This is a genomic window from Formosa sejongensis, assembly GCF_033447105.1.
In the GTDB taxonomy this organism is placed as follows: Bacteria; Bacteroidota; Bacteroidia; order Flavobacteriales; family Flavobacteriaceae; genus Formosa.
The window spans coordinates 70,306-83,349 of the sequence record NZ_JAWQUN010000003.1 but is presented as its reverse complement, the minus strand read 5'-3'; the positions used below and the strand labels follow the sequence as shown (position 1 = coordinate 83,349).

At 32.8% G+C, this 13,044-nt stretch carries 6 protein-coding genes; all 6 read left to right on the top strand.

Going from position 1 to position 13,044, the window contains the following annotated elements; genetic code table 11:
- The first annotated feature begins 26 nt into the window (after positions 1-26).
- The 6 genes from R6X41_RS04625 to R6X41_RS04600 all read left to right on the top strand — a co-directional run bounded on the left by R6X41_RS04625 (position 27) and on the right by R6X41_RS04600 (position 12,884).
- Positions 27-2,363 carry a glycoside hydrolase family 2 protein gene (locus R6X41_RS04625; RefSeq protein ID WP_318497900.1) on the top strand — a complete coding sequence of 779 codons (2,337 nt, stop codon included), beginning with the start codon at positions 27-29 and terminating at the stop codon, positions 2,361-2,363.
- 262 nt (positions 2,364-2,625) lie between these two features.
- Positions 2,626-4,515 carry a right-handed parallel beta-helix repeat-containing protein gene (locus R6X41_RS04620; protein WP_318497898.1) on the top strand — a complete coding sequence of 630 codons (1,890 nt, stop codon included), beginning with the start codon at positions 2,626-2,628 and terminating at the stop codon, positions 4,513-4,515.
- 157 nt (positions 4,516-4,672) lie between these two features.
- On the top strand, positions 4,673-7,759 hold the full coding sequence (locus R6X41_RS04615; RefSeq protein ID WP_318497896.1) for a SusC/RagA family TonB-linked outer membrane protein: 3,087 nt from the start codon (positions 4,673-4,675) through the stop codon (positions 7,757-7,759).
- Between the two features lie 11 nt (positions 7,760-7,770).
- On the top strand, positions 7,771-9,531 hold the full coding sequence (locus tag R6X41_RS04610) for a RagB/SusD family nutrient uptake outer membrane protein (RefSeq protein WP_318497895.1): 1,761 nt from the start codon (positions 7,771-7,773) through the stop codon (positions 9,529-9,531).
- Positions 9,532-9,545: 14 nt separating this feature from the next.
- Positions 9,546-11,231 (top strand): hypothetical protein, encoded by a 1,686-nt coding sequence (locus tag R6X41_RS04605; protein WP_318497893.1) that lies wholly within the window; start codon positions 9,546-9,548, stop codon positions 11,229-11,231.
- Positions 11,232-11,315: 84 nt separating this feature from the next.
- Complete coding sequence (locus tag R6X41_RS04600) at positions 11,316-12,884, top strand: sulfatase family protein (protein ID WP_318497891.1); 1,569 nt, start codon at positions 11,316-11,318, stop codon at positions 12,882-12,884.
- Positions 12,885-13,044 lie beyond the last annotated feature (160 nt).

Below are 13,044 nucleotides of genomic sequence, written 5' to 3'. Positions count from 1 at the left end.
ATAGGAATAACGAAATAAATTAAAAAATGAAACAGTTTAAGTTAGTAGGATTATTAATTCTTATGGTAACTCTTTTTCAATCATGTAAAGAAGGTTCTAATGCTGAAATTAATATGAATGGAGATTGGAAATTTAAATTAATTGAAGATGATGCTATTTCTGATAATGAAATGTTTGCAACAAATTTTAATGATGCCAGTTGGGAAACAGTAGGGCTTCCACATACTGCGCATATTGAACCTGTATTGGTTAACGATCAATGGCAAGGCATTTGTTGGTATCGTAAAACCGTTAAAATTCCAAAAGCAGATGCTAATAAAAAAATATTTTTTGAATTAGAAGCAGCTATGAATTTTTCTAAAATTTGGATAAATGGATTGGAAGTTTCTGCACATCACGGTGGTTATTTACCTGTAATTGTAGATATCACCAACTATGTTAAATTTGGAGAAGATAATAGTATTGCAATTAGATTAGATAATAAAGACAATGTTATTACAGGTCCAAAACCATTGAAAAGATTAGACTTTAATATGTATGGTGGTTTGTATAGAAATGCTTCGATTTATGTAAAAGATAAAGTACATATTTCTAATCCTATTTTAGCTAAAAAAGTTGCTGGAGGTGGCGTTTTTATTACTTATCCAAAAGTTTCAGAAGAAGAAACTATTGTACATGTTAAAACGAATATTGTTAATGAAGAAAAATCGGAACAAACCGTAGAAGTTGTCCAAAAGGTGTTTTTTAACAATCAGTTAGAAAAAGAAGTCATCTCGGAAAAAGTAACTATTGAAGCGGGAAATAATATAGATTTAAATGAATCTATTTCTATCGAAAATGCGCAATTGTGGTCTCCAAATACACCTAATTTATATCGTTTAGAAACCACTGTTTTATTAGGAGGTAAAATTATAGATACCCAAACTACGCGTTTTGGAATTAGAGAGTTTGTGTTCGAAAATAATGAGTTATATGTCAACGGAGAAAAAACATTTTTACGTGGTGTAAATCGTCATCAAGAATATCCTTTTATTGGTTATGCGCTTTCTGATAATGCACAATATCGCGATGCAAAAAAGATAAAAGAGGCAGGATTTAATTATATCCGATTGTCACATTATCCACAATCCCCAGCGTTTATGAATGCTTGTGACGAACTAGGTTTGGTGGTTGTAGATGCGATTATGGGATGGCAATTTTATTCGGATACCGATTCATTTAGAGAGTATTGTTATCGTTCGGCATCAGAATTAATTAGAAGAGATCGTAATCATCCTTGTGTATTGGCTTGGGAAGTATCATTAAATGAAACCCAAATGCCTGTCTTTTTTATGGAAGAGTTAAATAGAATTGTGCACGCCGAATTTCCTGGTGAAAATGTTTATTCTTGTGGTTGGATGGATGATGTGTATGATATTTACTTACAAGCACGTCAACATAGAATTTTACATCCACATGAGTTAAAAGACAAACCATATTCTGTATCTGAATATGGAGATTGGGAATATTACTCTAAGAATGCAGGATTAAATCAAGATAAATTAGCAAATAATTTACGTGATGAATATAGCAGTCGTCAAGCTAGAGCTTATGGAGAAGAAAGGTTATTAAGACAAGCTTTTAACGTACAAGAATCCCACAATGATAATTTAAACACAGCTGCTTTTTCAGATAGTTATTGGGTAATGTATGATTACAACCGAGGGTATCATGACGATATTGAAAAATCGGGTTTAATGGATATTTTCAGAATTGAAAAACCAGCATATCAATTTTACAAAAGTCAGAAAGATCCAAGTGAAGACGTTGTTTTAAACATCGCTACATACTGGAATGCGCAATCTCCTAAAAATGTAAAAGTATATTCAAACTGTGATGAAGTAAAATTGTATTTGAATGATGCTTTAATCGCTTCGCAAAAACCAGATATAGATAGTATTTCAACAAATTTAAAACACCCACCATTTACATTTAATATCAATGAATTTGAAGCAGGAACGTTAAAAGCTGTAGGAAGTATTAAAGGACAGGCAGTTGCCGAAACATATGTAACAACTCCTGAAAAAGCTACAAAATTAAAAATTTGGTTAGATGAAAGTGGAAAAGCTCCGCAAAGTGGCGTGAATGATGTATTGTTTTTATACATAGCTGCTATTGATGAAAACGGCACAATAAACCCTGATTTTGCAGAAGAAATTGATTTAAATCTAGAAGGTGATGTAGAAGTTATGAACGTTGAAAATATAACTGCAGAAGCGGGGATAGCAACAGCATTAATTAGAATAGGGAAATCAAAAGGGAATATAAAAGTATCTGGGAAATCAGAAGATTTAGTTGGAGACTATAATTTTGAAGTGAACTAAACACAAAGAGACGGTCGCTTAAATTAATTATTAATAAAAATCAGCATTATTTTTTAAATTATCTTCAAAAGCCCTATTTATACTTATAAATAGGGCTTTTTTATTGCTGAATACAATTTAGTTACTGATTATTAGTGCTTTATGTGTTAATGCATTTTTAACTTTTTACTAATACATACAATATATTTATTAGTATGGACATATATTAACTCAATTTTATACAATTTTATCATCGATAAGGAATTCTAACACTTTAGATAAAATGGTAATACAAAAAGTAAGATTAATTATAATTTGCGCATTACTAATTTCGAATACAGTAATAGGTTGTACAAACGAAAAAGGTCAAGGTGAATCTGTTTTATTTAATTTAGAGATTGCAGAAGATGCAACTACCGCTGTCTTAACTCGAATTTTGTTAGCTGAAGAAAAACCAATTTCAGAAATTAAATTTGAAAAAGGAACGTATCATTTTTATCCTGATAGAGGTTATGAAAAGTATGTTCATATTTCAAACCATAATGATGTCATTATTAGAACTGCATTTCCTCTTGAAAATTTTAAAAATTTAACAATTGATGGTCAGGGGTCTACTTTTATTTTTCACGGAAGAATGATTCCGTTCTTAATTGATTATTCTGAAAATATTCACATAAAAAATGTTAGTGTAGATTGGGCAGAATCATTTCATAGTGAAGGTTTAATTGTAGCCAACGATACGAAAAACCATACGTTTGATATGCAGATTTCAGATGCGTATCCGTATGAAATTAGAAACGACCAATTGTATTTTATAAAGGAATATTATGAGCATCATTTAGGACAATCCATTTTGTTTGATCCAGAGAGAAAAGCAATTGCTTTCAATACGGAAATCTATACACCCTTAGGACAATTTGGTAAAAACAAAGTCAGTCATAATTTAGATAAAATAAATTATAAATATAAAGTAGATAAGTTGGATCCAAGCAATAGAATTATTGGAAGAGAAAATAAATTAGTAATTGAAGAAATCGCACCTGGTATAGTTCGGGTTTATAACCATAAAAATCAGTTGCCACCAGTAGGCACCATTTTAGTGTGTAAGGGTGAACAACAAAATAACAGGTTGGCGCCAGCATTTAGAGTTGCACATACCTTTGGTTTTTATGCGACCAATGTAAATGTACATCACGCTGGAGGAATGGGGTTAATTGCAGAAAATTCTGAAAATTTATTTTTAGATAATTTCAATATTACACCTTCTAATGGCCGTATGGTATCTACAACCGCTGATGCCACTCACTTTGTGGGGTGCAGAGGTAAAATTGAATTGAAAAACTGCACTTTTGAGAATCAGTTAGATGATGCTATGAATGTGCACGGAACCTATCAGGAAGTTCGTGAAATTTTAAATGAGAACACCATTGGCGTGCGTATGGGGCATTTTCAGCAACAAGGTTTTGAGATTGGAAAACCAAATGATAACATGGGCTTTTTACGATTGAATAATTCATTTTTTCCATTTGGTGAAGCAACTCTAAAAGAAATTAAGATAATTAATAGCAGGTATATGTTGGTGACTTTTAATGAAAAACTTCCAGCAGATTTACAAGTGGGGGATTTAATTGAAAACTTGGATGCTTACCCAGAATTATTAGTAGAAAATTGCACGATTAGAAATAACAGGGCGCGTGGGTTATTGCTCTCTACACCAAAGAAAACGGTTGTGAGAAATAATTTTTTTCACACAGAAATGGAAGCTATTTTAATTCCTGTTGAAAGCGGTCATTGGTACGAGTCTGGAAACGGAGCCAACATAACTATTGAAGACAATACATTTCAAGATTGCCAACATAGTGGGTTTAATAGAGGCGTGATTCGTTTTGTTACAGATGATGATAACGAAAACATCGCATTCAATAACATTACAATTAAGGATAATATATTCAGTCAATTTGATAATTTAATTTTAGAAATTTCAAACACTAAAGGGTTGTTGTTTTCAAATAACACCATAACGAATTCAGGAACTTTTCCGCAATTAAATCCTCAGAATCCTGTGATTAAAGTTAAAACGTCTAATGAAATTGTATTAAAAAATAATAAGTATCAAGGCAAAGCAACGGTAATGGTTGAATCGGATGATGAAGCATTAAACGCATCCTTTTAATTAAGAACAAAATCAAACTAAATAATATGACAACAAGAGGTCACAAATTAATTACTAATGAATATGGATAATCTATTCAATATTTAAATGTAAAAATTGTCTTTTAAAAGTAGGCAATATAAAATCAAGCAAAACAAACTAAACTAAAGTTTATCAAATGAAAAACAAACTATTATTTAAATCGAACAAAGTAAAATGGAGATTCCTTTTTACTGTATTTGTTTTCTTGTTTACTCTAAGTATACAAGCACAAGAAATAACTGTAGAAGGAACAGTTACAGCAGATGATGATGGGTTTCCAATCCCAGGTGTTACTGTTTTAGTTAAAGGAACACAGACTGGAACAATAACTGATTTTGATGGTATTTATACTATAAAAGCTAATATAGGCGATGTACTTATGTTTAGTTTTTTAGGAATGAATGAAAGGTCTATTAAAATTGAAAAAAGTCAAATTAATGTTTCTATGTCAACCAATACAGAAATGTTAGATGAAATTGTTGTAATTGGTTATGGAACCGTTACAAAAAAGGAACTTACAGGTGCTGTGTCTCAAGTTAAAAGTGAAACCATTGAAGAATATGTAGGAGCCGATATGAATCAGGCATTACAAGGCCAAGTTGCAGGTGTAAGTGTTACTTCGTCAGGTGGTGATCCAGGAGGAGACTCGAGTATTACTATTCGTGGTATTACTTCTTTAGGAGGCTCAAATACACCGCTTTTTGTTGTAGATGGTATTCCTCAACAAGGAGATCCTCGTTTAAGTCCAAATGAAATTGAAACCGTAGATATTTTAAAAGATGCGGCTTCGGCAGCTGTTTACGGAACGCGTGGTGCAGCAGGTGTTATTTTAATTACAACAAAACGTGGTAAAGCTGGAAAAACAATCGTTTCTGTAGATGGATCATTTGGAGTGCAAACATTAGGAGATAATGTGGCTTTAATGAACACCCAAGATAAAATATTTTATGAATTGAATGTTTATAATTATACAGATAATGATTATGATCCAGGGCCATGGCAAAATCCAGAATGGTTAAATAATGATAATAAGTTTACTGATTATGTCTTGAATGATAGTGCCTTAACTCAGCAATATGGTTTAAATGTTTCAGGAGGAACAGGTAACTTTTCTTATAGCGCAGTAGGTGGTTATTTTAGTCAAGAAGGCGCACTAATAAACTCTGGATTTAAAAAATATAATGCACGTATAACAACGACATATAGCGAAAAAAAATGGCAAATTAATACAAGTGTTGCCTTCAATATTTCTGATATTGAAAGAGCAAGTAATGGTCTTATTGTAAGTGCACTGCGCTATCCGTCGTATTATCCTTTGGTAGATCCAAGTGAAGATGTTGTGTACACAAATGGTAATGGGGGAGTTACTACACCATTAAATGCACTTGCAACAAGTCTTAAAAGAAAAGATAACAGTAATGCTGATAAAATTAATGCAAGCTTAAGTGCAAAATACAATTTTACAGATGCCTTTAGTTTTACAACTCGAATGGGTACAGCTGTAACAAATGAAGTTAGAAGTATTTTTATTCCTTCTTATACCGTTATTGACGTTACAGATAATACGTCTGAAATCGATCCAACAAAAAGTTCTGTAGAAGAGTATTCAGCAAGATATACTACATTTTCTTGGGATGGTAGTTTAGATTATAAAAAGAAATTTGGAGATCATAAAATAGGTGCTACAGGATCCGTTTCAATAGATGAAAATTCAAGAAGAGAGTTTACGGGTTATAAAGAAGGAGTAGCAAATAGTAGTATTGAAGTTTTAAACGGCGCTACTATTAATCCAAATGCGTATTCAGGTTTTAATTACACCACTAAAATATTAGGGTTTTTAGGAAGAGTTCAATATGATTATAAAGGGAAATACTTGTTTTCAGCCTTAGTGCGACAAGATGGGTCATCTAAATTTGGACAAGATTATCGTTGGGGAACATTTCCATCGTTTTCGGCAGCTTGGAATATTTCCGATGAAAATTTTTGGAAAAACATAGAACCCGTAGTAAACAACTTTAAATTAAGATTAAGTCATGGTACAGTAGGTAACGAAAGTTTTCCTGCCTACGAATATTCAAGCAGCATTGTTCAAGGAACAGATTATATTTTTGATGAAAATGATACTTCAGTAACTTATGGAACCGCGATTAAATCGTACGCAAATACCGATGTGAAATGGGAAACTTCAGTTCAGAACAATATAGGTTTTGATATGTCATTCCTGCAAAACCATATTTACCTTACAGCAGATTTTTATAGAACAGAAAAAAATGATATGTTATTTCCAGTTGAACTTCCTGGATCCACAGGAGCATATTATGACCCTTCAATTACTTTAAACGTTGGAGATATGGTTAATACAGGTATCGAAATTGCTGCAAGTTATCAAGGGAATATTGGTGAAAGTCAGTTAAATGTTGGTATGACTTTTACAAAAAACGATAATGAAATAACCAAGATGGCAGGGGACACCGATTTAATTTATAACTCAAATTCAACCCTAATTAGTGGAGATGCAGGATCGGCAGTTACGGTTTTGTCTCTAGGCCATGAAGCAAGTTCATTTTGGTTATATGAAACAGATGGCGTAATAACAAGTCAAGATGAATTAAATGTTTACAAACAATTTCCTTCAAGAATTAATGCGCAATTAGGAGATTTAAAATACATAGATTATGATGGCGATGGCGATATTACTGAAGCAGATAAACATTATATGGGGAGTGCATTACCTGATTTTGAAATGGGTTTAAATTTATCATGGAAATATAAAAATTTCGATTTTACTATGAACTGGTATGCTACGGTTGGCTCCGAAATAATGAATGGTACTAAAGCTGCAGCATATAATTATGGAAATCACGAAGATTTAGTAAATATGTGGACGCCAAATAACCCTACCTCTGGGATTCCATTACAAACTGGAGACTCAAAAAGTGGAAAGTTTAATTATTTAGGTTCTACAGATTATTGGCTTGAAAACGGTGATTTTTTAAGATTAAAACTTATCTCATTGGGGTATACCATACCAAGTGAAGTCTTAGAAAAATCAGGAATCTCAAAATTAAGAATTTATGTGAATGCTCAAAACCCAATTACAATAACCAATTATGACGGGTATGATCCTGAAATTGGGGGAGAAAGTATTTCACGAAGAGGTGTAGATGTATCAAGGTATCCGCTGAGTTCTTTGTACACATTAGGACTTAAGTTTAATTTTTAAAAAACATTCAGATGAAAAGTAATATAAAGAATTTCATAAGTATGATTGTAATTGCAAGTGCATTATTTTCATGTTCAGATTATTTGGAGGAGATCAATCCTAATAACGTCTCGGCTGATGTTTATTGGTCAACATTGGAAGAGTCTAACGACAACCTAACGTCTGTTTATGGCGCCATGTTAAATCATTTTATTTTAGGTTTTGAAGTTGAATCTTGGAGAAGTGATACGGGGTTTCCAAAATCAAGAACGTCACCATACGGAAAAGGGTTGCCATGGTATCAGCAAACATTTACAAATAGTTTAAGTGATGTTTCGTCAAGATGGGATGCCTTATACCAAGTAATATACAGAGCAAACCAAGTTATTGAAGGTTTAGAAAGTATGGGTGACGATTTAAAAGTTCAGGATGCTTGGACCGAACAAATGGCACAAGCACGTTTTTTTAGAGGATTGGCTCATTTTTATTTACACTCGACATACAATAATGGAGAAATAATTATAAGAGATTTTGTGCCTACAAATTCTGAAGAGTTTTCATTACCACTTTCTAGTTCTGAAGAAGTCACTGCTTTTTTTAGAAAGGATTTAGTGTTTGCTTACGAAAATTTACCAGCTAAATTTGATACAAAAACAAGAGTTTCTGCAGGAGTTGCAGCTACTGTTTTAGGGAAAAGTTATTTATATACAGAAGAATATGACATAGCAATGACGTATTTAAATGATGTTATTTCTAATTCAGCTTATGGTTATGAATTATTAGAAGGAAATAATGTAGACCTCTTATTTACTTCGGCAGGAGATTACAATTCAGAATCTATTTTTGAAATAAATTTCTCAGACCAACATCAGTTAGAAGATGATGTTTGGGATGAAGAAAGTTTTTTTAATAGATGGGCTAGATATTCGGCTCCAACAGGTTCAATTCAAGGGATAGCAATATTTATTCCACCATCATGGATGACGTATGAGTATTCTAACGAGCCTTTAGATACTCAAGATTCAAGAAATTATGTAGATGACGGTAATGGAGGAATTAAATTACGAAATGTGCCCTTGCGTGCAGCACAAATGGTTGCTTTAGTTAATGATGAGCAATCGGAATACTATCTTGCTCCTGCAGCAAATGAGATTGATAAGTTTGCAGGTACAGTTTTTTCATTCTTCAAAAAATTTACAAATCATGATATTGTAGCAAGTGAAGCAGATATTGCTTTAACACCATGGAAATCAGGAAAAAATGTTATTGTAGATCGTTTGGCAGATGTGTATTTAATGTATGCAGAATGTTTAATTAAAACGGGTAATATCGATGAAGCATTGTTTTATATTAATAAAATTCGTCAACGTTGGGGATTAGTTTCTTTAGGTTTTAGTGATGGTTCTGCACATGATTTTGATGAAGTAAATTATAATGAACAAACATTAATGAATCAATTAATGTTTATTGATAAACCCCTTGAATTGGCCGTTGAAGGTTATGCAACACGTTCAATTGATCTTAGAAGATGGGGCGTTGCAAAACAGCGTTTTCAAGATTTAGCTGATATGAACTTCTATTTAATTGATTATAGTTATACCGCCGAGGATGGTACTGCTGCAACCAGACCATTAAGTCTTATTCAAAAAGGAATTAGTCCAGACGACTCTACCAATCCAAAAGTTCAACTTAAAGAATATGAAGATGCTGCCATTAATTACAATGCGAGTTTACACGGATATTTACCACTTCCATTAAGTGAAATTCTTAATAATCAAAATTTATTTAACTAATCAAAACTAGAAAAATGAGAAAAATAGTAATATTAACTACACTACTGTTAACTTTTGTATTTACAACTAGTTGTTCAGATAGTTATGAGGCACCTTATGGAGATTATTCAAGTTTTTCTTGGTATTCATCAGATGAGTGGAATGAAGATTCAAAAATAGTGAATATAGATAATTTTATAATTTTTATGGATTTATCTCAAAACCCAATAAGTCATGAATGGATTATTCCTGAATCTAGTAAATATTTGAATACCGATTTTACAGATACAGATTCTATTTACACCGATTTTATTATTGAAGGCGCAGGAACTACTTCTACTGAATCTACTATTAATGTGCTTTTTACAGCACCAGGAAAACACGAAATTCAATTACATAATGTGTTTAATGATTCGGTAGCAGAGTCCGTTAAAGAGAATGATTCTTGGGTTGTAAATAAAATATTTACGGTTGATGTGTTTGCAAATACAAACCCAGCGTGTAAAGTGTTTAAATATGACAATACAGATCCTTCAAATCCTAAATTAGTTGAAGTACTTTCATTAACAGCTGAAGAAATGCCTTCAATTGAAGATATAGATTCTTGGGAAACAGTAACCATAGAAGCTGGTGAAGAATTAGTTTATGTCGATCAATCCACCATAGGGAGACCAACAGGTAGAAAATGGTATTTGGATGGAGGAAAGCCAGAAACAAGTTCAAAAGATTCGGTTGCTATTAAATATAATAAATTGGGAGAATTTACTTCATCTATGGAATCGATAAGAAATGGGGAAGGTGTACCGTCTTATACAAGTTCAAAATTTATTCCTTTAAAAGTAAATGTAATTCCTTCAACACAACCTTTTGAATTAACAGGTAAGGTTTCTATTAATACTAGTGAAGTTATTTCGTTTAGTGTAACAGGTGAGGTTGAAACTATATTTCAGCAAGAAGATTTTTTTACGGTTCACGTGACGAATACGGATGCGGGCTTTGATGAAAACATAGCAGTGGCTTCTGTATTTGTAAATAGCAGTGATGCAACTATAATAGAATTAACTTTAGAAGCACCTGTTTATAATACAGACAATATTGAACTTTCATATTCAGGAGGAAAAATCATTTCAGTCGATTCTAGAATGTTAAGTGATTTTGGACCTGTGCCTGTTACAATGCCTATAGGGAATAGTGTTCTGATTAATAATTGGGCCGGTTTTGAAAATGCATCATCTTCTGGAAATACCACTAGAAAAGCAGATTGTGATGGGTATTGGGTAGGTAAAGAGAATGATGATTTAGGGTTGCCATTTTATAGAACAACCGACAAGTTTTATGAAGGCGTTGCATCTATGAGGTATACAAGTACAGATGGTGTTGTAACTGTAACGTTGCAGGGTTCTGATTTTTCTAAGCCAAACGGTATACCAGCTGCGACTTATAGAGTGTCGTATATGGTGTATTTGGAAACGGGAAATACTATGAAAAGTTTTAGATCTACGCTTCAAAGCTCAGATATTTCATTACTATGGAATATTGAAAATTTACCACGTGGTGAATGGGTTGAAATATCACAAGTGGTAACTGTTTCAGGAATTGCCTCAGGAATTAGATTTGATTTAAAAATAGATGCGGAAGATAATTTAGATGTATCTGGTGAGCAAACAATGTATTTTGATACCTTACTATGGATTCCTTTAAATCCAAGACCAACATCATAAATTTGAAAGCATAACTTAATACGTTTTAGCTTGAGATTTTAATTTTCAACTCAGGCTAAAACTTTTAAAACAAAAAACAGTAGTATGAAAAATAGAATTTTTATAGTTTTTGTATGTGCAGTATTCTCAAGTCTATTAGCTTGTAAAGAAACTGCTAATGAACAAAAACAAGTTGAGAACAAACAAGTTGAAACCAAACCAAATATTGTAATCATTTATTTAGATGATCTAGGATATGGAGATATTAGCTCTTATGGAGCAACTGAAATTAAAACCCCTCATATTGATGCATTAGCAAATGAAGGATTACGTTTTACCGATGCTTATGCTTCCTCGGCAACTTGCACACCAAGTCGGTATGCGTTACTTACAGGAATGTATCCTTGGAGAAATAAAGATGCTAAGATATTACCAGGAACTGCACCGCTGTTAATTAGTACGGAACAACAAACATTGCCGAAAATGCTAAAAAAACAGGGTTATCAAACTGGAATTGTAGGTAAATGGCACCTAGGTTTAGGAACAGGAGAGGTAAACTGGAATGAAAGAGTTACTCCAGGACCAAATGAAGTAGGTTTTGAGAGTTCTTATATTATGGCGGCGACTCAAGATCGTGTTCCAACAGTATATATTGATAATGGAGATGTTGTTGGAGTAGATCCAAATGATCCAATTGAAGTGAATTATGAAACGAATTATGAGGGGGAACCAACAGCAATTTCTAACCCGGAAATGACAACGATGAAATGGCATCATGGTCACAACAATAGCATTGTAAATGGGATTCCTAGAATAGGTTATATGAAAGGTGGAGATGCTGCTAAATGGAGTGATATAGATATTGCAGATCACTTTTTAGAAAAAGCACAAACGTACGTTAAAGACCATAAAGAGAAACCTTTCTTTTTGTATTACGCGATGAATCAGCCGCATGTGCCTCGTACTCCAAGTCCTAGGTTTGTTGGGAAATCAGGAATGGGACCAAGAGGAGATGTTATTTTAGAAGCAGATTGGTGTATTGGAGAATTTATGAAAACATTAAAAGATGAAGGTGTGTTAGAAAATACCTTAGTTATTTTTACAAGTGATAATGGACCTGTATTAAATGATGGTTATTTTGACGATGCTGTAGAGAAATTAGGAAACCATAAGCCAGCAGGACCATTACGAGGTGGGAAATATAGCATATTTGAAGCCGGTACTCGAGTGCCTTTTATTACATATTGGAAAGGTACAATTCAACCAGCAGAGTCAAATGCCATAGTGTGTCAAATAGATTTACTAGCATCTATTGCAGAATTAGTTGGTACTGCAGAAAATACAACGGACAGTGAAGATTTATTAAAAGTTTTTTTAGGTGAAAGTGATAAAGGAAGAGATAATCTTATTTTAGAAGCGACTTCAAGAACAGCTTTACGTAGTGGAGATTGGCTAATGATTCCTGCTTATAAAGGGGTTAACTACAGAGAGAAAGTAGGTATTGAAGTGGGGAGTTTTCCTGAATTTCAACTTTATAATTTAAAAGAAGATATAGGTCAACAAAATAATCTAGCCGAAGAAAATCCAGAAAAATTAGCTGAAATGATTCAGGAATTTGAAGCGTTAAGAGGTAAAGATTATAGCCTAAATGTAAAAGATGTAAAATTCAGGTAATAGTTTCAGCCTTTATAAATTCTTATGGGCAATAGATAGATATGAAGTTCTAACGGTTGAAACTTAATATAAAAATAGTATTTGTGTTTTTACTGATGAGGTTGAGATTGGTTATCTAGGAACTTATGGTTAAACAAGGATTCAAACACCAACTATCGAA